27 protein-coding genes are annotated in these 20,518 nt (G+C 61.3%); 25 read left to right on the top strand and 2 right to left on the bottom strand.

From position 1 onward, the window contains the following. Positions 1 to 47 precede the first annotated feature (47 nt). Together JOE60_RS13055 and JOE60_RS18500 are read left to right on the top strand one after the other, a co-directional pair. Positions 48 to 4,244, top strand: a complete 4,197-nt coding sequence (locus tag JOE60_RS13055; protein WP_167263533.1) for a hypothetical protein — start codon at positions 48 to 50, stop codon at positions 4,242 to 4,244. A gap of 27 nt (positions 4,245 to 4,271) precedes the next feature. Next, entirely contained in the window at positions 4,272 to 4,397 is a 126-nt protein-coding gene (locus JOE60_RS18500; protein ID WP_275588237.1) for a hypothetical protein, read from the top strand. A 20-nt stretch (positions 4,398 to 4,417) separates the two neighbouring features. On the opposite strand, the gene JOE60_RS13050 is transcribed toward JOE60_RS18500, so the two are convergent. Beyond that, entirely contained in the window at positions 4,418 to 5,851 is a 1,434-nt protein-coding gene (locus tag JOE60_RS13050; RefSeq protein WP_167263531.1) for a GH1 family beta-glucosidase, read from the bottom strand. 383 nt (positions 5,852 to 6,234) lie between these two features. Here JOE60_RS13050 and rpsJ point away from each other — a divergent pair, with 383 nt between their 5' ends. The 23 genes from rpsJ (at position 6,235) to map (ending at position 19,056) form a co-directional block, all read left to right on the top strand. Next, positions 6,235 to 6,543, top strand: a complete 309-nt coding sequence (gene rpsJ, locus JOE60_RS13045; RefSeq protein ID WP_003803825.1) for a 30S ribosomal protein S10 — start codon at positions 6,235 to 6,237, stop codon at positions 6,541 to 6,543. Between the two features lie 17 nt (positions 6,544 to 6,560). Continuing rightward, entirely contained in the window at positions 6,561 to 7,211 is a 651-nt protein-coding gene (gene rplC / locus JOE60_RS13040) for a 50S ribosomal protein L3 (RefSeq protein WP_167263529.1), read from the top strand. A gap of 4 nt (positions 7,212 to 7,215) precedes the next feature. Then, positions 7,216 to 7,833 (top strand): 50S ribosomal protein L4, encoded by a 618-nt coding sequence (gene rplD / locus JOE60_RS13035; RefSeq protein ID WP_167263527.1) that lies wholly within the window; start codon positions 7,216 to 7,218, stop codon positions 7,831 to 7,833. After that, positions 7,830 to 8,135 carry a 50S ribosomal protein L23 gene (gene rplW / locus JOE60_RS13030; RefSeq protein ID WP_011775593.1) on the top strand — a complete coding sequence of 102 codons (306 nt, stop codon included), beginning with the start codon at positions 7,830 to 7,832 and terminating at the stop codon, positions 8,133 to 8,135. The genes rplD and rplW overlap by 4 nt, the downstream gene beginning before the upstream one ends. Positions 8,136 to 8,164: 29 nt before the next feature. After that, entirely contained in the window at positions 8,165 to 9,004 is an 840-nt protein-coding gene (rplB, locus tag JOE60_RS13025; protein ID WP_021472409.1) for a 50S ribosomal protein L2, read from the top strand. Between the two features lie 12 nt (positions 9,005 to 9,016). Continuing rightward, positions 9,017 to 9,298, top strand: a complete 282-nt coding sequence (rpsS, locus tag JOE60_RS13020; protein WP_011775591.1) for a 30S ribosomal protein S19 — start codon at positions 9,017 to 9,019, stop codon at positions 9,296 to 9,298. Between the two features lie 39 nt (positions 9,299 to 9,337). After that, the gene (gene rplV / locus JOE60_RS13015; RefSeq protein WP_167263525.1) at positions 9,338 to 9,703 is read left to right on the top strand and encodes a 50S ribosomal protein L22; all 366 of its coding nucleotides are present in this window, start codon (positions 9,338 to 9,340) and stop codon (positions 9,701 to 9,703) included. Beyond that, positions 9,704 to 10,525 (top strand): 30S ribosomal protein S3, encoded by an 822-nt coding sequence (rpsC, locus tag JOE60_RS13010; RefSeq protein ID WP_011775589.1) that lies wholly within the window; start codon positions 9,704 to 9,706, stop codon positions 10,523 to 10,525. Next, entirely contained in the window at positions 10,526 to 10,942 is a 417-nt protein-coding gene (gene rplP / locus JOE60_RS13005) for a 50S ribosomal protein L16 (protein ID WP_003803795.1), read from the top strand. A gap of 2 nt (positions 10,943 to 10,944) precedes the next feature. Then, entirely contained in the window at positions 10,945 to 11,265 is a 321-nt protein-coding gene (gene rpmC, locus JOE60_RS18495; protein ID WP_014922387.1) for a 50S ribosomal protein L29, read from the top strand. Continuing rightward, positions 11,262 to 11,558, top strand: coding sequence for a 30S ribosomal protein S17 (rpsQ, locus tag JOE60_RS12995; protein WP_142938371.1), 297 nt, complete (start codon positions 11,262 to 11,264; stop codon positions 11,556 to 11,558). The genes rpmC and rpsQ overlap by 4 nt, the downstream gene beginning before the upstream one ends. Positions 11,559 to 11,910: 352 nt before the next feature. After that, entirely contained in the window at positions 11,911 to 12,279 is a 369-nt protein-coding gene (gene rplN / locus JOE60_RS12990; RefSeq protein ID WP_003803789.1) for a 50S ribosomal protein L14, read from the top strand. Between the two features lie 3 nt (positions 12,280 to 12,282). Then, a complete protein-coding gene (rplX, locus tag JOE60_RS12985; RefSeq protein WP_167263523.1) occupies positions 12,283 to 12,642 on the top strand; it encodes a 50S ribosomal protein L24 in 360 nt (119 codons plus the stop codon). Next, positions 12,642 to 13,217: a 50S ribosomal protein L5 gene (gene rplE, locus JOE60_RS12980; protein ID WP_142938373.1), complete on the top strand. Its 576-nt coding sequence runs from the start codon at positions 12,642 to 12,644 to the stop codon at positions 13,215 to 13,217. Before rplX ends, rplE begins: the two co-directional genes overlap by 1 nt. A gap of 78 nt (positions 13,218 to 13,295) precedes the next feature. Beyond that, on the top strand, positions 13,296 to 13,694 hold the full coding sequence (gene rpsH / locus JOE60_RS12975; protein ID WP_142938374.1) for a 30S ribosomal protein S8: 399 nt from the start codon (positions 13,296 to 13,298) through the stop codon (positions 13,692 to 13,694). 18 nt (positions 13,695 to 13,712) lie between these two features. Then, entirely contained in the window at positions 13,713 to 14,249 is a 537-nt protein-coding gene (gene rplF, locus JOE60_RS12970; RefSeq protein ID WP_090817769.1) for a 50S ribosomal protein L6, read from the top strand. Positions 14,250 to 14,252: 3 nt separating this feature from the next. Then, positions 14,253 to 14,636, top strand: a complete 384-nt coding sequence (gene rplR, locus JOE60_RS12965) for a 50S ribosomal protein L18 (RefSeq protein WP_167263521.1) — start codon at positions 14,253 to 14,255, stop codon at positions 14,634 to 14,636. A 29-nt stretch (positions 14,637 to 14,665) separates the two neighbouring features. After that, complete coding sequence (rpsE, locus tag JOE60_RS12960; RefSeq protein WP_204814929.1) at positions 14,666 to 15,337, top strand: 30S ribosomal protein S5; 672 nt, start codon at positions 14,666 to 14,668, stop codon at positions 15,335 to 15,337. Positions 15,338 to 15,339: 2 nt separating this feature from the next. Next, complete coding sequence (gene rpmD, locus JOE60_RS12955) at positions 15,340 to 15,546, top strand: 50S ribosomal protein L30 (protein WP_167263517.1); 207 nt, start codon at positions 15,340 to 15,342, stop codon at positions 15,544 to 15,546. Beyond that, positions 15,546 to 16,028 carry a 50S ribosomal protein L15 gene (rplO, locus tag JOE60_RS12950; RefSeq protein WP_167263515.1) on the top strand — a complete coding sequence of 161 codons (483 nt, stop codon included), beginning with the start codon at positions 15,546 to 15,548 and terminating at the stop codon, positions 16,026 to 16,028. The genes rpmD and rplO overlap by 1 nt, the downstream gene beginning before the upstream one ends. A gap of 186 nt (positions 16,029 to 16,214) precedes the next feature. Further along, entirely contained in the window at positions 16,215 to 17,525 is a 1,311-nt protein-coding gene (secY, locus tag JOE60_RS12945) for a preprotein translocase subunit SecY (protein ID WP_167263513.1), read from the top strand. 5 nt (positions 17,526 to 17,530) lie between these two features. Next, positions 17,531 to 18,100, top strand: a complete 570-nt coding sequence (locus JOE60_RS12940; protein ID WP_204815013.1) for an adenylate kinase — start codon at positions 17,531 to 17,533, stop codon at positions 18,098 to 18,100. Positions 18,101 to 18,228: 128 nt separating this feature from the next. Further along, positions 18,229 to 19,056, top strand: a complete 828-nt coding sequence (map, locus tag JOE60_RS12935; protein WP_167263509.1) for a type I methionyl aminopeptidase — start codon at positions 18,229 to 18,231, stop codon at positions 19,054 to 19,056. A 79-nt stretch (positions 19,057 to 19,135) separates the two neighbouring features. On the opposite strand, the gene JOE60_RS12930 is transcribed toward map, so the two are convergent. Next, positions 19,136 to 20,482 carry an ABC transporter substrate-binding protein gene (locus tag JOE60_RS12930; RefSeq protein WP_167263507.1) on the bottom strand — a complete coding sequence of 449 codons (1,347 nt, stop codon included), beginning with the start codon at positions 20,480 to 20,482 and terminating at the stop codon, positions 19,136 to 19,138. Positions 20,483 to 20,518: the final 36 nt, after the last annotated feature.

Raw genomic sequence — 20,518 nt, 5'->3', positions numbered from 1 at the left:
TTGGATAAAACCGTGCAGTGCTTGCGCGGCCACAATGAGGAGCTCCTATGGAAGCCTTGCTCGTACTGCTGCTCCTGGCGGTGATGGGGATTGTCGCCTTTTCCCTCGGAAAAACCCGGGGGCGTAAAGATACTTTGGATGAGGTGTCATCCCGGCAGCCCGCCGCGGATGCCGAGTCATACCGTCGCGGTTACCTCGCGGGTCACATGGATGGATGGCGGGACGCGGAGGCCAAGGTCCGCAGTGCCGCCGCCAAGCCTGTCCAGGTACCCGCGACCATCCAATCGCCCATGCCCGCCCCGGGGTTCACTGCACCTGGCCAGCCAACGACCCCCGCGCCCGTTCGGCCCGCTCCTGCTCGCTCGCTGCCCGCTCCAGCTCAGTCGCTGCCCGTCCCAGCTCAGTCGCTGCCTGCTCCAGCTCGTTCGCTGCCAGTCCCTCCGGCGTCCATTCACCCCACCTCTGGTCCTGCGTACATCCAGCCCCCCGTTCGCCGTGAGACGCCGGAGGAAGTGGCGGCCCGCAAGGAGAAGCGCGACCAGCAGAACATCAACGTCACGCTCTATGTGGCCAGCCTGCTGCTGGTGGCTGCCGGCGCCCTGTTTGTAGGTACGAGCCTTCCCGAGCTCCTCCGATTCGTTGGCATCTGGTTCATCACGGCGCTCTTCTACGGAGCCGGCATGGTTGTCCATGCCAAGGTGCCACGCCTTCGGCCCGCAGCCATCGCCTTCGTCGGCACCGGCCTCGCTTTGATTCCCGTCACTGGTCTGGCGATGTACAACTTTGCACTCCACGATGGTCCAGCTGCATGGTTGGTGACATCCTTGCTGGGGACGTTGGTTTACGTTTTCACGGCGCTTCGTTTGGACAGCAGAGTCCTGGCGTACCTGTCACTCACCTTTGTGGTCTCAACGGCATGGTCCGGAGTGTCCGTTCTGGGCGGTGCGCTGGTGTGGTATTTCACCGCACTCATCGGCGTGGCGATCCTGCTGACGCTGGGAGCGTTGCTGCGGCCACGCTGGTTGCCGCCCCTCTACTTGCGCCCGCTCATGCTTCTCCACCCGTTTGTTGTTCCCGCAGTAGCCATTGCGGTGACCATGACTCCCGTCTTTTTGTCCCGCGGCGAATATGCCCTTGTCATGCTCTTCTGCGGGGTCTACTTCACCGTCATGGCCTTGGTGCCGGGTGCGCTCCACAAACGCCAGCATGCTTACGCCGCAAGGCTGGCCCTGACGCTTTCATTGCTTGGGTTGGTCTGGGACGTCACCTCGGAAAGCACCGCCGTCTTGATGGCGGCAATCATTTGCGTGGGTCTTCAATCATTGGGCATGGCTTTTGCCGGTCAGCGGTTCGCGCCGCGGTTGTGGAGGGCCGACGCTTTGGCGTGCTCGGGCCTGCAACTGGTCGCCGCGTTTGCCCTTACCGTGCTTCTGGCCGTTGGTGACTACGGGATGGCTGTCTGGTTGCCTCTGGCGCTCGTTCTGGCCACCGCCATGGCGGTCGGCTGGAAGCTGGGCGGGGGAGTGGAGTTCGCGCCCGGCGTCGTGGCTGCGGCAGCCCTTCCCTTCATGGGTCCTTTGGGTGCCTGGCCGGTGGCCGTCATGGTGGGGGCTACCGGACTCTACTGGTTCCTGCGGGCTGGTGTCCGGCCGGGGACCCGACGCCCCCTTTTGGTGCTGGCTGGACGCATCTTCCTGACGCTGGCCGTGCCTGCGGCGACCGCCGGGTTTCTTGAGGACGTTCCGCACAGGGTCGCCTTCTCCGTGGTTGCCTTTATTGGAGCGGCGGCCCTGCAGCAGGTGCTCAGCGCCGTGCTGGAACGCGGGGGAGTGCGGTTGATGGCTCCCGTGCCCTCAGTTGCCGGATTCGGCGTGGTGGCGCTGGCGGCATTGATGGTGCTGCCGGTTTTCGATGATGTGTCCGGCCGTCCTGCTGTGGCCTTCGCGGTGGGAACGGTGGTCTGTGCCGGACTTGCGGCGGGCTTGCTCGTATTTCCGCGAGAGGAGGAGAACCGAGGCGTGGAGAGCACAGGCGTGGAGAGCTCAGGGCAGTGGCGTGCCGGCCTTGCTGAGCTGGTGGCACCGGCGGCCCTTCTGGTTTCCGGTTTTGTGGGCCTCTTCGCTGTCTCGGCGGCGTTGGGAAATCTGGTGCTGGGAACCGGCATGGCCTACTCGGCAGTGACCGCTTTGAGGATCGCCCCGTCCCTTCACCGCCAGGTGTACTGGTGGCTGGCGCGGGCCTCGGCAACCGTGCTTGCTGCGTCGGTATACGCCGACGCCGTCCGTGCGGGCGGCAGCATTGTTGTTGCGGGCGAGGCGGTCACGCCCGCGTTGTTGGTATTGGCAGCGGGAGCGGTGCAGTTGTTCCTGCCGTTGAGCATGGTTGCAAGGAAGAGATTTCCGCAGGCCTCCCTTGGTGACGCCGCGGTTGTTGTCCTGGTGATGGCCGGCGCCAGTGTTGTTTTGTCTGTGGACAGCGCGATGGGGTCCGGCGTCGCGCGCGGCGAATGGCAGCCCGGTGTTGCGGCTGTTGTAACAGCTTTGGCGACGGTTGCGTGTGGCATGGCTTTCCGCCGACATCAGGCGGGCTGGGTCTTTGCCCCCGCAGGCTTCATCCTCCTGATGGCTTTGAGGGTAGGAAACGTGCGGGACGTGGAAGTTCTGCTGGGCATCTACACTGCCTACAGCGCCTTCATGGCGGCCGTGCTGAAGGAGAGGTTGCAGCGGGGTATTCACCTCTTGGCCTTGCGGGTTCTGGCCACGGCGTTCCTGGCCGTGGTGGTGGGGGATGCGACCGATTCAGTCACGGCAGTTTCCGTGGCTTTGGCCTTGTTGCTCACGCTCCAGCATGCTGTCTCTATGGTGCTCCGTCGTCGTGGCATCGATGCCGCTTTCCGGGAAGCCGGAACGTGGGTCGCCCTGGGAGCCCAGCTCGTGCTGCCTTTCACCTACCTGGCCACCAGGGACTTCGACGGCGGTGGACGTTGGGTGGTCCTGTTTGAGTTCACCCTGGTTCTGGTTTCTGCCGCAGTGTCGTGGCGCTTCCTGTTCCTGCGGGGTTCACAGTACCTCGGGGTTCCAGGCCTCGGTGCAGCAATTATTGCCGCTGGCCCTGCGCTGGGCTTCCCCGCCGGGACGTGGCTGCATCAGCCCCTGCTGGACAAAGCACAGGTGCCTGCAGTTCTCCTTGTCCTTGCCGTTGTGGTGGTGGTGCTCCGCTTGGCGTTGACGCGACGGTCCGCGGGGACGCCGTCACGTCGACCGGAAGAGCGGCTGTTCTGGTTGGTTGCTTCCCTCGCCAATGTGGTTGCCGGCGGCGCACTGGCCCTGGGCATCTCCTACGGCCTGGTGGGATTGGCCTTGGTGGTGATGGCCGCCATTCTGTTTGTCGCTTCCCACCTCGAAGACCTCCCGGTTCTCTATGCCGCAGCGGCTCCGTCGTTGCTGGCAGGAGCCGTCCCGGCTGCTTCCGGGGCTCTGGAAGGTTTGCCGCCGGGGGTGTGGGCCGGGTTCGCTGCATGGCTGCTGGGCGGTGTTGGCACGGCTGTGCTGCTGTACGCCGGCAAGGTTCTGGGGGGTCCCTCGATAGCCAACAGTCCGTGGCGCCAATTCAGCCTGGTGGGCACGGCAGGGCTGGCCCTGGCATGTTCCGCAGGGGTGGGCCTGCTCCGCGGACCTACCTCTTTGGTGGGTTTCGTGCTGGTGGTTGCCATGGGTGTCCTGGTGGTCCTGGAAGTCCCTGCCGGCAAGTGGTTCGCCGCAGAGATCTGGGCCGTCGTCTCCATCGCTGCCCTTCAGCGGGCCGTGCTGTTTGTAGACGGCTCCAGCCCCAACTTGTTCTGGGCCGCACAGTGGTACGTCGTCGCGGTAGCTGTTATGGCAGGACTGCGCTATATAAAGGGCGGCCGGTCCGATGGGTTTGTCCGTCTGTGCGTCGCGGCCGCGATGCTGTCCTTGTCCTCGATTGGCACCGTCTTCGGCGGCTCTGTGCCCCAACAGCTGTACGTCCTGGTGGCGCACGTGGTTCTTCTTGCCGCAGGGCTGCTTTTGGCGGAACGGGCCTTCGTCTGGTGGGGTGCTGCAGGGGTTGCGCTATGCGTCATGTGGGCTCTTCGCTCCTATGCCTTCGCTATGTTGGCCCTCGTGGCCGTGGCGCTCATCGCCCTGGCTGTGTGGCGCCTGAACCGTAAACCCCCGGTGGACAAGAACGGGATCACGCCCGGTGGCGGAGAAGCGGTCCGGTAGTGTTGCAGTCAACCTAAGGAGAATGTTGTGGAATTCCTGATTTTTCTCGTTGTTATTGTCGCTGTGGGTGGCGGTGTCATCTGGGGCCGCAAGAACTTCAAGGGTGAGATCGACCGGGCAAAGAGGATCCGGCGCGCCAACAAGAACCAGTAGGACAATCCTGGGCTCCTTGCTCAGGCGTTGTGGTTCCGCGCCCGGCTCAGTGCCCGGTACCAATAGAAGGATTCCTTGGGCGTTCTCTGCAGGGAGTCGAAATCGGTGTGCACCAGGCCAAAGCGCTGGGAGTAACCCGCGGCCCACTCGAAGTTATCCAGCAGGGTCCATACGTAGTAGCCACGAACATCCACATCCTCGGCAGTCCCACCTGGACCCGTTGCGGTGAGCACGTGCCCCAGGTGCTCGGCCAGATAGGAAATCCGGTTGGTGTCCTGAAGTGGTCCGTCCACATGGGCTGGTTCAGGGAAACTGGCCCCGCCTTCGGTGATGTAGATCGGGGGCAAGGCATCCCCGTAGCGGTCCTTCATGTCCCTGAGCAGTTGGACGAGGTATTCAGGGGCCACCGGCCAGCCAAAGCCGGTGGTCTCGTACTCCTGGAACACTGCCAGATGGAAGGGGACTTTCGCCATCTCGGGGGAGGTGCCGGTGGGTATTTCTGCGGGCCCCGGGCCGGCAGCTACTTTGACGGGGTAGTAGTAGTTCACCCCGTAGAAATCCAAGGGCTGGTTGATGATCTCCATGTCACCGTCCGCTACCACGTCCAGGGAACGGAACCACGGCCGCATGGGAAGCGGGGGTTTGGGGTAGCTGCCCAAAAGAAGCGCATCGGAATAGATCCTGTTCAGGATGTGGTCCATTGCCTGCGTCATCAACCGGTCTGGCAAGCTGTTCGAGGCCGGTTGGACAGGGGCGTGCATGTTGGACACCCCTACCTCTCCCTTGACACCTTCGCTCCGAAGAGCCAGCACGGAGAGACCATGACCCAGGAGTTGGTGGTGCGCGGAGGGCAGGGCGTCGAAGAGGAGCTGCTTTCCGGGGGAGTGGACGCCCAGCGCGTAGCCCTGAACGGTCACTGACACGGGCTCATTCAAGGTGACCCATTTGTCCACGCGATCGCCACAGCGGGAGGCCACCGCTGCGGTGTAGTCCGCGAAGCGGTAGGCCGTTTCCCTGTTCATCCATCCGCCGGCATGCTCCAGCTCCAGTGGGGTATCCCAGTGGAACAACGTGGCCATGGGCGAGATTCCGGCGGCAAGCAGTTTGTCGATCAGGCGGTCGTAGAAGTCCAGCCCCCGCTGGTTGAAGGCACCTTTGCCGCCGGGCTGGATGCGTGGCCAGGAGAAGGAAAACCGGTAGGAGTCGACCCCCAGCTCCTGCATGAGGGCGATGTCTTCATCGCATCTGTTGTAATGGTCGCACGCGACGGAGGGCGAACCGCCGTCGACGATTGCCCCGGGCTTCTGGGCGAAAGCGTCCCACCCCGACGGCCCGCGGCCGTCAGCAGCCACTGAACCCTCAATCTGGATAGCAGCGGCCGCCACCCCCAGGGTAAATCCCGGCGGCAGGCGGGCCGCCAGATCTTCCACCGAGCCTGAATCCTGCACAGTCATTCCCCAATAGTGCCCAGCCGCGGGCCACCCGGCAATGCCCCTGCAGGGGACGATTGGCCTTTGCCCCGGATTTCCGCCATACTGGATGAGTTGTTCAAGCGCTTCTTCGTGTCCCGATCCGGATAATGCCGGGTGTCAGGGTCCAGGTAGAAGCCCAAACATAACCCTGAACCCCATGGAATGCGGTCGAGTCTGCGTGGAAATCGCGACACGCCCGACCGCGGGGGTCGGTGCGCCGGCAGGTTGAGGAACCCGGAATATCCGGATTCAGCTTGTGCGGCGTGTGGTGGCACTGCCTCAAACGCCTCGGCGGCCACATCAACAGGTAAGTAAACAGAGCAGCCCTAACTAGAGCAGCACTAGCTGAAAGAGAGTCAGGCGACATGGCGGGACAAAAAATCCGCATCCGGCTGAAGTCATATGACCACGAGGTCATTGATGTTTCAGCGCGGAAGATCGTTGAGACGGTCACGCGCGCAGGCGCAACGGTAGTCGGCCCGGTGCCGCTGCCCACAGAGAAGAACGTTTACTGCGTAATTCGCTCTCCTCACAAGTACAAGGACAGCCGTGAGCACTTCGAAATGCGTACTCACAAGCGTCTGATCGACATCATTGACCCCACGCCGAAGGCCGTCGACTCGCTTATGCGTCTCGATCTGCCTGCAGACGTGAACATCGAAATCAAGCTCTAGGGAGGTGCTGAGAGACTATGACCGCAACCCGTAACGTAAAGGGCCTGTTGGGCACGAAGCTCGGCATGACCCAGGTCTGGGACGAGAACAACAAGCTCATCCCGGTAACTGTCGTCCAGGCTGACTCCAACGTCATCACCCAGCTGCGCAACGCAGAGGTAGATGGCTACGTCGCCGTCCAGATCGGCTACGGCCAGATCGATCCCCGCAAGGTCACCAAGCCCCTGGCTGGTCACTTTGAAAAGGCAGGCGTCACCCCGCGCCGCCACGTCGTCGAACTGCGTACCGCAGACGCCGCATCCTACGAGCTGGGCCAGGAGCTCTCTGTTGAGATCTTCGAAGCCGGCCAGAAGATCGACGTAGTCGGCACCTCCAAGGGTAAGGGCTTCGCCGGTGTTATGAAGCGTCACGGCTTCCACGGCGTTGGCGCATCCCACGGTGCCCACAAGAACCACCGTAAGCCTGGCTCCATCGGTGGCGCATCCACCCCGAGCCGCGTCTTCAAGGGCCTGAAAATGGCCGGCCGCATGGGCGCCGAGCGTCACACCACGCTGAACCTCACGGTTCACGGTGTTGACGCTGAGAAGTCGCTGCTCCTTATCAAGGGTGCCGTTCCCGGTGCCCGCGGCCAGGTCGTACTCGTACGCACCGCCGTGAAGGGAGCCTAGTTAAATGACTAGCACTGTCAAGGTAGACCTGCCTGCAGAGATCTTCGACGTTCAGACCAACGTGCCCTTGCTGCACCAGGTCGTCGTTGCACAGCTCGCTGCTGCCCGCCAGGGTACCCACAAGACGAAGACCCGCGCCGAGGTTTCCGGTGCAGGTCGCAAGCCGTTCAAGCAGAAGGGCACCGGCCGCGCCCGTCAGGGTTCCATCCGTGCTCCTCACATGACCGGCGGTGGCGTTGTCCACGGTCCGACCCCTCGTGACTACAGCCAGCGCACCCCCAAGAAGATGAAGGCTGCTGCACTCCGCGGCGCCCTGTCTGACCGCGCCCGCAACGGCCGCATCCACGTCATCGCTGAACTGGTAGCCGGCACCAAGCCGTCAGCCAAGGATGCACTGGCGTCGCTGCGCACCGTTACCGAGCGCAAGAACCTGCTCGTCGTTATCGAGCGCGCCAACGATGTTGCTGCACTTTCCGTGCGCAACCTCCAGGATGTTCACGTTCTGTACGCAGACCAGCTGAACACCTACGACGTGCTTGTCTCCGACGATGTGGTCTTCACCAAGGCTGCTTTCGAGGCGTTCATCGCTGACAAGGCAAAGAACGAGGAGGCCTCCAAGTGAGCGTAACCACCATCAAGGATCCGCGCGACGTCGTGCTTGCACCCGTCGTTTCGGAAAAGAGCTACGGTCTGATCGACGAAGGCAAGTACACCTTCCTGGTGGACCCGCGCTCGAACAAGACCGAAATCAAATTGGCCGTTGAGAAGATCTTCTCGGTCAAGGTTGACTCGATCAACACCATCAACCGTGCCGGTAAGCGCAAGCGCACCAAATTCGGCTGGGGACAGCGCAAGAGCACCAAGCGTGCAATTGTCACCCTCAAAGAAGGCACAATCGACATCTTCGGCGGTCCGCTCGCGTAGCGGAGACCACTTTAACGAGGAAATAAATTATGGGAATCCGTAAATACAAGCCGACTACCCCGGGCCGTCGTGGCTCGAGCGTAGCCGACTTTGCTGAAATCACGCGATCGACTCCGGAAAAGTCGTTGCTTCGTCCGCTGCACAAGACTGGCGGCCGTAACAACACCGGTAAGATCACCACCCGTCACAAGGGTGGTGGGCACAAGCGCCAGTACCGTCTGATCGACTTCCGTCGTCACGACAAAGATGGCATCAACGCCCGCGTTGCCGAAATTGAGTACGACCCGAACCGTACGGCTCGCATCGCACTCCTGCACTACGTTGATGGCACCAAGCGTTACATCATCGCTCCGAACAAGCTGTCCCAGGGTGACTTCGTCGAGGCTGGCCCCGACGCTGACATCAAGCCGGGCAACAACCTGCCGCTGCGCAACATCCCGGTTGGTACCGTAATCCACGCAGTTGAACTGCGTCCGGGTGGCGGCGCCAAGATGGCACGTTCCGCAGGTGCTTCGGTACAGCTCGTTGCCAAGGAAGGCCGTTTCGCCCAGCTGCGTCTGCCCTCCGGTGAAATCCGCAACGTTGACGTGCGCTGCCGCGCAACCGTCGGCGAGGTCGGCAACGCCGAGCAGTCGAACATCAACTGGGGCAAGGCCGGCCGCATGCGCTGGAAGGGCGTCCGCCCGACCGTCCGTGGTGTAGCCATGAACCCGGTTGACCACCCGCACGGTGGTGGTGAAGGTAAGACTTCCGGTGGACGTCACCCGGTTAACCCGAACGGCAAGCCCGAGGGCCGTACCCGCCGTCCGAACAAAGAGAGCGACAAGCTTATTGTTCGTCGCCGCCGTACTGGCAAGAACAAGCGATAGGAGCCTGGACACATGCCACGCAGCCTGAAAAAAGGTCCTTTCGTTGACCAGCACCTCTTTGTGAAGGTCGCACGGGAAAACGATAAGGGCACCAAGAACGTCATCAAGACCTGGTCCCGCCGTTCGATGATCATCCCCGACATGCTCGGGCACACGATCGCCGTACACGACGGACGCAAGCACATCCCGGTGTTTGTCACTGAGTCGATGGTCGGGCACAAGCTCGGCGAATTCGCTCCCACGCGGACATTCCGCGGCCATGTTAAGGACGACCGTAAGGGCAAGCGCCGCTAAGGCGCCTGACTTTACGTCTTAGACGAGAGAAGGAAAGCAATGGAAGCCAAGGCTATTGCGCGTCACATCCGCGTAACGCCTATGAAGGCCCGGCGCGTCGTCAACCTTGTTCGTGGTAAGCAAGCGAATGAGGCTCTGGCAATTCTGAAGTTTGCCCCCCAGGCAGCTTCGGAGCCGGTATTCAAGGTACTTCAGTCAGCAATGGCCAACGCACGTGTCCTCGCGGACCGTGACGGCATTGCGTTTGACGACAGCGACCTGTTCATCAGCGAAGCATTCGTTGATGAAGGCCCGACCATGAAGCGGTTCCAGCCGCGTGCCCAAGGCCGCGCCTACCGCATCAGGAAGCGGACCAGCCACATCACCCTGGTCGTGGCAACCCCCGAGAAAGAGGAGGCTCGCTAAGTGGGACAGAAAGTAAACCCGCACGGGTTCCGACTCGGCATCACCACCGACCACGTTTCGCACTGGTTCGCTGACAGCACCAAGCCCGGACAGCGCTACAAGGACTTCGTCCGCGAGGACATCAAGATCCGCCAGCTCATGTCCACCGGCATGGAGCGCGCCGGCATCGCCAAGGTTGAGATCGAGCGCACCCGCGATCGTGTCCGCGTGGATATCCACACGGCACGTCCGGGCATCGTGATCGGCCGCCGCGGCGCCGAAGCAGACCGCATCCGCGGCGAGCTCGAAAAGCTCACGGGCAAGCAGGTCCAGCTGAACATCCTCGAGGTCAAGAACCCCGAGATGGAAGCACAGCTTGTTGCCCAGGGCATCGCAGAGCAGCTGACTTCCCGCGTGGCTTTCCGCCGTGCGATGAAGAAGGCAATGCAGTCCGCACAGCGTGCGGGTGCCAAGGGCATCCGTGTTGCTTGCTCGGGCCGTCTGGGTGGAGCAGAAATGTCCCGCTCGGAGTTCTACCGTGAAGGCCGTGTGCCCCTGCACACCCTCCGCGCGAACATCGACTACGGCTTCTACGAAGCCAAGACCACCTTCGGCCGCATTGGCGTGAAGGTCTGGATCTACAAGGGCGACGTCACTGCCAAGGAACTGGCTCAGCAGGCAGCTGCTGCTCCTTCCCGTGGCCGTGCAGGAGACCGCCCGGGCCGCCCGGGTGGCGACCGCCGTCGTCGTAACGACCGTCCGGCAGCTGAGGCAGCACCTGCTGCCGTTGAAGCACCGGCCGCTGAAGCTGCTGCACCTGCAGCAGAAGGAGGACAGGCTTAAATGCTTATCCCACGTCGAGTCAAGCACCGTAAGCAGCACCACCCGGGTCGTTCCGGCGCTGCTACGGGTGGCACCAAGGTCAGCTTCGGTGAGTACGGTATCCAGGCCCTGAGCCCGGCATACGTCACCAACCGCCAGATCGAATCCGCCCGTATCGCGATGACCCGCCACATCAAGCGTGGCGGCAAGGTCTGGATCAACATCTACCCGGACCGTCCGCTGACGAAGAAGCCTGCCGAAACCCGCATGGGTTCCGGTAAGGGTTCTCCGGAATGGTGGGTCGCAAACGTCAAGCCGGGCCGGGTTCTGTTCGAACTCTCCGGTGTCAATGAAGAGGTAGCTCGCGAGGCACTGCGCCTGGCAATCCACAAGCTGCCGTTGAAGGCACGCATTGTGCGTCGCGAAGGTGGTGAATAGAAATGGCAGTAGGGTCGAAGGATCTCGCACCCGCACAGCTGGACGGTTTCGACAACGAGCGTCTCGTTGAAGAACTCCGCAAGTCCAAGGAAGAGCTGTTCAACCTGCGTTTCCAGTCCGCCACCGGACAGCTGGAGAACCACGGTCGCCTGCGTGCGGTAAAGAAGGACATTGCACGCATCTACACCGTTCTCCGTGAGCGCGAGCTGGGCATTCGTGCCGAGGTTGCCGCACCGGTTGTGGAAGCCAAGGAAGAAAAGAAGTCCAAGAAGGCTGCCAAGGCTGAAAAGGCCGAGGTTGAAGCTGGAGAGGACGCCAAGTGAGCGAGAAGGAAACTGTGACGGAAGCAGCAGCCAGCGCTGAACAGCGCGGTTACCGTAAGACGCGTCGCGGCTACGTTGTCTCTGACAAGATGGAAAAGACCATCGTTGTTCAGGTTGAAGACCGCGTAAAGCACGCTCTGTACGGCAAGGTTATTCGCCGCACCTCGAAGGTCAAGGCTCATGACGAAGAGAACACCGCCGGCATCGGCGACCTCGTTCTCATCTCTGAGACCCGCCCGCTGTCCGCTACCAAGCGGTGGCGTCTGGTGGAGATCCTCGAAAAGGCCAAGTAAATCCAACGCCGGGCTTGCCCGGCAGGGTTGACTGGAAGGACCCGTATTCCCTGGGGAATGCGGGTCTTTCCGCGTTCTAGGCCCGTTGGTTTCGAGTGCTTAAACGTGCTAGGATATTGAGTTTGTATGGCGCCATTAGTGGGCCGTCAACTACCTCGTAAACAATCGTGCTGCTGCATACTGCCCCGCGCAGAGTTTTCTGCAAGGGAAGCTGATGCTTGTGGCACGGGCGTTTAGGCCCGTCCTGGCAAAATCCAGACGGGTCAAGAGACACCCCGATCAACCGTTCCGCAAGGCTCATTCCGTATGCATGATTTCGGTCTGAGAACCGGCGCGACGCAAGGAGTAAAAATTGATTCAGCAGGAGTCGCGACTGAAGGTCGCCGACAACACGGGTGCTAAGGAAATCCTTACCATTCGCGTTCTCGGTGGATCTGGCCGTCGCTACGCAGGCATTGGCGACGTCATCGTCGCAACCGTCAAGGACGCTATCCCTGGCGGCAACGTAAAGAAGGGTGACGTCGTGAAGGCTGTCATCGTTCGTACCAAGAAGGAACGCCGCCGTGCGGATGGTTCCTACATCAAGTTTGACGAAAACGCAGCTGTGATCCTGAAGAACGACGGTGACCCCCGCGGTACCCGTATCTTCGGCCCGGTTGGTCGTGAACTTCGCGACAAGAAGTTCATGAAGATCGTTTCGCTGGCCCCGGAGGTGCTTTAGTCCATGGCTAAAATCAAGAAGGGTGACCTCGTTCAGGTCATCACCGGCGCCAAGCAGGAACGTGGCGGAGACCGCGGCAAGCAGGGCAAAGTCCTGCGCGTATTCCCGGACACCAACCGCGTGTTGGTAGAGGGCATCAACCGCGTCACCAAGCACACCAAGGTCGGTCAGTCGCAGCGCGGCACCAAGACCGGTGGCATCGAGGTCGTTGAGGCCCCGATCCACGTTTCCAACGTTGCTTTGGTTGACCCGTCGACCAAGAAGCCGACCCGTGTTGGTTTCCGTCTCGACACCGTTGAGAAGGATGGTCGTACCAAGACTGTCCGTATCCGCGTGTCCAAGGCCTCCGGGAAGGACATCTAATGAGCGAGACACTGTCTGCAAACAAGATCGTTCCGCGTCTGAAGACCAAGTATGCAGAGGACATCAAGAAGTCCCTGCAGGACGAATTCAACTACGCGAACGTGAACCAGGTTCCCCGCCTGGTGAAGGTTGTTGTGAACATGGGTGTTGGAGATGCCGCCAAGGACTCCAAGCTGATCGACGGCGCTGTCCGCGACCTCACCCTGATCACCGGCCAGAAGCCGCAGGTAACCAAGGCCCGTAAGTCGATCGCACAGTTCAAGCTGCGCGAAGGCATGCCCATTGGTGCACACGCTACCCTGCGTGGCGACCGCATGTGGGAATTCGTGGACCGTCTGGTTTCGCTGGCCCTGCCGCGTATCCGTGACTTCCGCGGCCTCAACGGCAAGCAGTTTGATGGCAACGGCAACTACACCTTCGGTCTGACCGAGCAGGTTATGTTCCACGAAATCGACCAGGATTCCATTGACCGCGTTCGCGGTATGGACATCACGGTTGTGACCACTGCCAAGACCGACGACGAAGGCCGCGCGCTGCTCAAGGCGCTTGGTTTCCCGTTCAAAACCGAAAACTAACTACGTGACAGGTCCGTCCGCGTTTGCTCATGAGGGCAAGCGCAGCGGAAACCGGTACGAGGAAGGGCTATAGCCCAAATGACTATGACAGATCCTGTCGCAGACATGCTCACGCGTCTGCGCAATGCAAACTCGGCATACCACGACACCGTGTCCATGCCGTACAGCAAACTGAAGGCACGCGTTGCCGACATCCTTAAGGCCGAGGGCTACATCGCCGGCTGGAAGGAAGAGGAAGCAGAGGTTGGCAAGAAGCTGACCATCGACCTCAAGTTCGGTCCCAACCGCGAGCGTTCAATCGCTGGTGTCCGCCGCATCTCCAAGCCGGGTCTCCGCGTTTACGCGAAGTCCACCAACCTGCCGCACGTGCTGGGTGGCCTGGGTATCGCTATCCTGTCCACCTCTTCCGGCCTCCTGACTGACAAGCAGGCCGGCAAGAAGGGCGTGGGCGGCGAAGTCCTCGCGTACGTCTGGTAACGGGAAAGGAAGAGAATAATGTCACGTATTGGACGTCTCCCCATCACCGTTCCTGCCGGAGTTGAGGTCAAGCTCGATGGCTCCGTCATCAGCGTCAAGGGTTCCAAAGGCGAGCTGAGCCACACTGTGGCCAGCCCGATCGAGGTCTCCCTGGAAGAGAACACTCTCACGGTCACCCGCCCGAACGACGAGCGCAACTCGCGTTCGCTGCACGGCCTGACCCGCACCCTGATCGCCAACATGATCCAGGGCGTTACCGAGGGCTACGAGAAGAAGCTTGAAATCGTCGGTACCGGTTACCGCGTTCAGGCCAAGGGTTCTGACCTGGAGTTCGCTCTGGGCTACAGCCACCCGGTCAGCGTCTCTGCACCCGAAGGCATCACCTTCGTAGTAGAGGGTCCGACCAAGCTCTCTGTTGCGGGTATCAATAAGCAGCAGGTCGGCGAGGTTGCTGCCAACATTCGCAAGCTGCGCAAGCCTGACCCCTACAAGGGCAAGGGTGTCCGTTACGCCGGCGAAGTCATCCGCCGCAAGGTCGGAAAGGCTGGTAAGTAAACCATGGCCATCGCAATTAACAAGAAGCGTTCGAACAAGAGCAAGTCTGCTGCACGCAGCCGTCGCCAGCTTCGTATCCGCAAGCGCATCAGTGGAACGGCTGTACGTCCTCGTCTGGTCGTCAACCGCTCCGCACGTCACGTATTCGTCCAGGTTGTCGATGACAGCAAGGGTGTAACCGTGGCTTACGCTTCCACTTTGGAAGCTGACCTGCGCGCATTCGACGGAGACAAGACTGCCAAGGCAAAGCGCGTCGGCGAGCTCGTTGCAGAGCGTGCCAAGGCTGCAGGCGTAGAGGCTGTTGTCTTCGACCGTGGCGGTAACAAGTACCACGGCCGCATCGCCGCCGTCGCTGACGGTGCCCGCGAAGGTGGGCTGGCACTGTGACCGCTGAAAACAACGAAAAGGACATTCAGGTGACTGAAGCTGTAGCTGCTGAAGCAACTGAGACCGCACCCGCTGCCGATGACCGCCGTGGCGCTCGTCGTGGCGAGCGTGGCGATCGTGGCCAGGGCCGCGGCGACCGTGGTGGCCGTGGTGGCCGCGACGGCGGTCGTGAAGCCGAGAAGAGCCAGTTCGTAGAGCGCGTTGTCACCATCAACCGCGTCGCCAAGGTGGTCAAGGGTGGTCGTCGCTTCAGCTTCACCGCCCTGGTCGTCGTCGGTGACGGCAACGGCATGGTCGGCGTCGGCTACGGCAAGGCCAAGGAAGTTCCCGCAGCAATCGCAAAGGGCGTTGAAGAGGCCAAGAAGTCCTTCTTCCGCGTTCCCCGCGTTGGCAGCACCATCCCGCACCGCGTGCAGGGTGAAGCTGCTGCAGGCGTAGTCCTGCTGCGTCCGGCTTCCGCCGGTACCGGTGTTATCGCCGGTGGTCCGGTCCGTGCAGTACTGGAGTGCGTGGGTATCCACGACATCCTCTCCAAGTCGCTCGGTTCTTCCAACGCGATCAACATCGTTCACGCGACCGTTGCCGCTCTGAAGCAGCTCGAAGAGCCCGCTTCCGTGGCTGCCCGCCGTGGCCTGCCGCTGGACGAGGTTGCTCCTGCTGCTCTGGTGCGCGCGCTCCAGAACCAGAAGGCAGGTGTTTAGTCATGGCTAAGAACCTGACTCCCTCCGACGCCCAGTTGGAGATCACCCAGATCAAGGGCGTCATTGGCGCCAAGCAGAACCAGATTGCGACCCTGCGGTCCCTCGGCCTGAAGCGCATTGGACACACCGTTGTCCGTTCCGCTGATGCCGTGACCGTTGGCATGCTCAACACGGTTCCGCACCTCGTGAATGTAGAGGAGGCGAAGTAATGGCAGAGAACAAGACCGCCGCAGAGGCTGCTGAGAAGCAGAACGCTCTGAAGGTCCACCACCTGCGTCCCGCCCCGGGTGCCAAGACCGCCAAGACCCGTGTTGGTCGTGGTGAAGGCTCCAAGGGTAAGACCGCTGGTCGCGGTACCAAGGGTACGAAGGCCCGCTACCAGGTAAAGGCTGGCTTTGCCGGCGGCCAGCTGCCGCTGCACATGCGCCTGCCGAAGCTGCGCGGCTTCAAGAACCCGTTCCGGGTTGAGTTCCAGGTTGTCAACCTGGAGAAGCTCAACGAGCTCTTCCCGGAAGGTGGCACTGTCACCGTCGAGTCTCTGGTAGAGAAGGGTGCAGTTCGCAAGAACCAGCCCGTCAAGGTGCTGGGCACCGGCGACATCACCGTCAAGGTTGACGTCACCGCCCACGCATTCTCCGCCAGCGCTTCGGAGAAGATTGCTGCAGCAGGCGGATCCACCACTGCCCTCTAGGGTTCAGTGGGGCTCCTGCCCGTTGTAAAAGAATCCCGGTACGCGGGGCTTCGGCCCTGTGTATCGGGATTTTTTTGCGTGATTGTGCGCTCTCGATTATTAAGACGGCGTCACCAGCAGTTAGACTCGGTTGTTGGGTTTCATTGATCCCATCCACATCCTTGTACTTTCTACTCAGGAGGACGCTTGCTAAGCGCATTCGGCCGGGCGTTTCGGACGCCTGATTTGCGACGCAAGTTGTTGTTCACGCTGGGAATCATCACAATCTTCCGCTTGGGAGCTTTCATCCCCTCGCCTGGTGTGAACTACCAGAATGTCCAGCAATGCTTGAAGAACGGTGACACCTCGCAGGGCATCTACCAACTGGTAAACCTGTTCAGTGGTGGCGCCTTGCTGCAGGTTTCGGTGTTCGCACTGGGCATCATGCCCTACATCACGGCGAGCATCATTGTGCAGCTGCTCCGGGTGGTCATTCCCCGGTTCCAGGAGTTGTACGAGGAAGGTTCCCAGGGCCAGTCCAAGCTGACCCAGTACACCCGGTACCTCACGATTGCCCTGGGTCTGCTGAACGCCACCACCTTGGTTTCCCTTGCCCGTTCAGGGCAATTGCTGCCTGGCTGCAACCTGCCGATCATTCCGGATGAGAGCATCATCGCCACCATCCTGATCATCATCACGTTGACGGCCGGCACCGGCCTCATCATGTGGATGGGCGAGCTCGTCACCGAAAAGGGTGTGGGCAACGGCATGTCGCTGCTGATCTTCACCTCAATCGCAGCAAGCTTCCCGGGTTCACTCAGCTCCATCTGGACCTCCAAGGGTCCGGGTACCTTCTTCACCGTCCTGGCCGTCGGCCTGTTGACCGTGGCTTTGGTTGTTTTCGTCGAGCAGTCCCAACGCCGTGTTCCCGTCCAGTACGCAAAGCGCATGATTGGACGCCGCACCGTGGGCGGCACCAGCACCTATATCCCCATCAAGGTGAACATGGCCGGCGTCGTGCCCGTCATCTTCGCTTCCTCGATGCTGTACCTGCCGGGCCTGATCTCGCAGTTCAACCAGCCCAAGCCGGGGGAGCAGATGGCTCCGTGGGTTGAATGGATCAACAACAACCTCACCCGCGGCGACCACCCCATCTACATGGCGCTCTACTTCGCCATGATTGTGTTTTTCACGTACTTCTATGTGGCCATCACCTTCAACCCTGAAGAAGTGTCCGAAAACATGAAGAAGTACGGAGGGTTTATTCCGGGCATCCGGGCGGGTAAACCGACCGCGGATTACCTGCAGTACGTGCTTTCCAGGATCACGCTTCCCGGAGCCCTCTACTTGGGCTTCGTGGCATTGATTCCCCTTGTTGCGCTTGTCCTGATCAACGCCAACCAGAACTTCCCGTTCGGTGGCACGTCAATCCTGATCATGGTGGGTGTGGGCCTGGAGACCGTCAAGCAGATTGATGCGCAGCTACAACAACGTCACTACGAAGGGCTTTTGCGATGACGAGAATGCTGATCATTGGACCTCCCGGTTCGGGAAAGGGTACACAGGCTGAGCGGATTTCCGAGCGCCTCGGCGTAGTCGCCATCTCCACCGGCGATATCTTCCGTGCCAACGTCAAGGGCGAAACACCTCTGGGCCTTGAAGCGAAGAAGTACATGGATGCCGGGGACTTTGTTCCCGACAGCGTCACGAACAACATGGTCCGTGACCGCCTTTCCCAGAGCGATGTGGAGAACGGCTTCCTCCTGGATGGCTACCCGCGCACCACCGCCCAGGTTGATTACCTGGACGAGATCCTGGCCGACGGCCAGCAGGAGCTCGACGTCGTGCTCCAGCTGACTGCCGACGACGAGGAACTGGTTGTACGGCTTCTGGGCCGGGCCAAGGAGACCGGACGCTCGGACGACAATGAAACCGTCATCCGCCACCGTCTTGACCTCTACCACGAGCAGACCGAAGCTGTTGTGTCGAAGTACGCCGAGCGCGGCATCCTCACGCAGGTTGATGGAATCGGCGGTATCGATGAAGTTACCGACCGCGTCCTGACCGCCATTGAGGCAGCCAAGGCCGTCTAAGCGACTCCCTGGGAACCGGGTAACCGTCCAGGGAAAAGGGTGTGTCCCGTACCGAAGGTGCCGGACACACCCTTTCCATTTGCCGTCATTGGCAGGTATTCCAGCAGTAAAACTTTCCAGAGGAGATCATGGCGTTCGGTCAGCCCCGTATTGAGTACAAGACCAACCAACAAATGCGGACCATGCAGAAAGCTGGTTTGGTGCTGAGCAGTGCGCTGGATGCGGCAGTCGCGGCCGCCAAGCCGGGCGTTACCACCAAGGACCTTGACGATGTCTTTGCCGCGGTCCTCAAGGAAGCCGGTGCCACGTCCAACTTCCTTGGCTATCACGGCTTTCCCGCCACGATCTGCACTTCCGTCAACGAGGAAGTTGTCCACGGCATCCCAGGAAGCAAAGTCCTGCAGGATGGCGACATCATCTCCATCGACGGTGGCTGCATTGTGGACGGATGGCATTCGGATTCAGCGCGGACAGTCATTGTGGGTGCAGCGGACCCGGAGGATCAGCGGCTGTCCGACGTCACGGAGGATGCCATGTGGCGGGGCATAGCTGCCCTGGCACAAGGCAAGTTCGTGGGTGACATCGGCAACGCCATCGATGACTATGTGTCCTCGGTTGACGGCAAACCCCTGGGCATCCTGGAAGACTACGTGGGCCACGGCATTGGGTCCGAGATGCACATGGCTCCGGATGTGCTGAACTACAGGACCACCCACCGCGGTCCCAAGATCCGTCCGGGCCTGTGCCTTGCGATCGAGCCCATGCTGGTCCGTGGCGATATCGAAACGGCAACGCTGGATGACGACTGGACCGTGGTCACCACCGACGGGAAACGTTCCTGCCAGTGGGAGCACTCCGTTGCCGTGCACGAGAAGGGCATTTGGGTGCTGTCCGCACCCGATGGAGGAGCAGAACGTTTGGCCCCCCTCGGCGTCGTGCCGGTACCCATCCCGTAGCGGGTCCTGGGGACAAATACCAAAGAAGAGCGGGGCTGCTGATGCAGCCCCGCTCTTCTTTGGCGTTCCGGGAGGAAGGTCAGGCCTTGAGCTTGGGCTTGACGTCCTTGGTGTAGATGCCCTCAAGCGTCTTCTTCAGCTCGGACATGGTGGACTGGACATCGCCTTGCTGGGTCAGGATTTTCGCGGCGGCCTTGGCCATTTCCTGGTCAGCGCCCGGCAGGAAGACGCGCGCGTTGTCCTGGACCCTGGTGACGGCCAGCTGATCCATGGCCGTTTTGATCTGGGGAGTGGCAGCCAGTACTGCCGACATGTCGGCGGAGAGCCTGGTGGGCATGTATCCGGTTGCAGCGGAGAAGGCGGCAGTGTTTTCCGGCTCGGTCATGAACTTCAGGAAGGTGGCCGCGGCAAGTTGCTCTTCCTTGCTGATGCCGGACGGAATGCCCAGCCCGGCGCCGCCAGTGGGGCAGACCCCGCTGGGAGCTGCCGGACCGCCGGGCAGGAAGCCGACGCCCACGTTGAACTTCGCGGCCTTCAGGACACCCAACAGCGAACCCGTCGAGGAGATCGTGGATGACGTGATCCCTGCGGCGAAGTCATCTGCAGCTTCCTTTGAGGAAACTCCAGCCCAGCCATCCTTGTAGATGGAATCCTGGGCCCACTGGAGGGCTGCCACTGATTCCTTGGAGTCGCAGGTAATGTCCCAATCCTTGGACCACCCACCGCCCCAGCCCCAGAGGTTGTTCTGGAGGGTCCACCCGGCATAACCAGCCAGGGCGGGATAGATGTAGGCGTACTGCGCGCCCGAGGTGGCCTTCAGCTTGGGAGCCCACTCAGCGAATTCCTGCCACGTGGCCGGTGCCCGGTCCGGGATGCCGGCTGCTTTGAAGTGGTCCTTGTTGTAGTAGAACAGCGGGGTGGACCGTCCGTAGGGGAGTGCCCACTGCTTGTTGTCGTACTTGTAGTCGTCCACCAGCGACTTCTGGAAATCGTCGGTCTTGATGTCCAACTGCTTCACCAGCCCATCCAAGGGGATGATGCTGCCATTGGTGAAGTAGCGGAACCACCATACGTCGGAGAGGACCACCAGGCCGGGGAGGCCGGTCTTGGCGGCCTGTGAGGTCTGGAACTTCTGGGCGATTTCCTCATAGTTGGCGCCTGCGGTGACCAGGTTGACCTTGATGTCAGGGAACTTGGCCTGGAACTTCTCGATAATGGCCTTCTCCACGTCCTGCGACTTGCCCGGGTGGTTGGTCCAGAAGTCGATGGAGGCAGCGGGCTTTACGCCGCTGAAGTCGATCGTGGCGGTGTCGACGGCGTCTGCCGTGCCCGCCGTCGACGGTCCGCCGCATGCGGCGAGGGCCGCGGCTCCGGCTCCGAGGCCTGCCAGCCCCAGGAAATGGCGGCGGTCAAGGTTGCTGCGCATGGTGTTTCCTCTCAATACGTTGCTTTGATGCGAATG

The organism is Paenarthrobacter ilicis (genome assembly GCF_016907545.1).
Taxonomy (GTDB): Bacteria; Actinomycetota; Actinomycetes; order Actinomycetales; family Micrococcaceae; genus Arthrobacter; species Arthrobacter ilicis.
The sequence above is the reverse complement of the archived record's forward strand: the minus strand, read 5'-3'. Positions and strand labels throughout refer to the sequence as shown.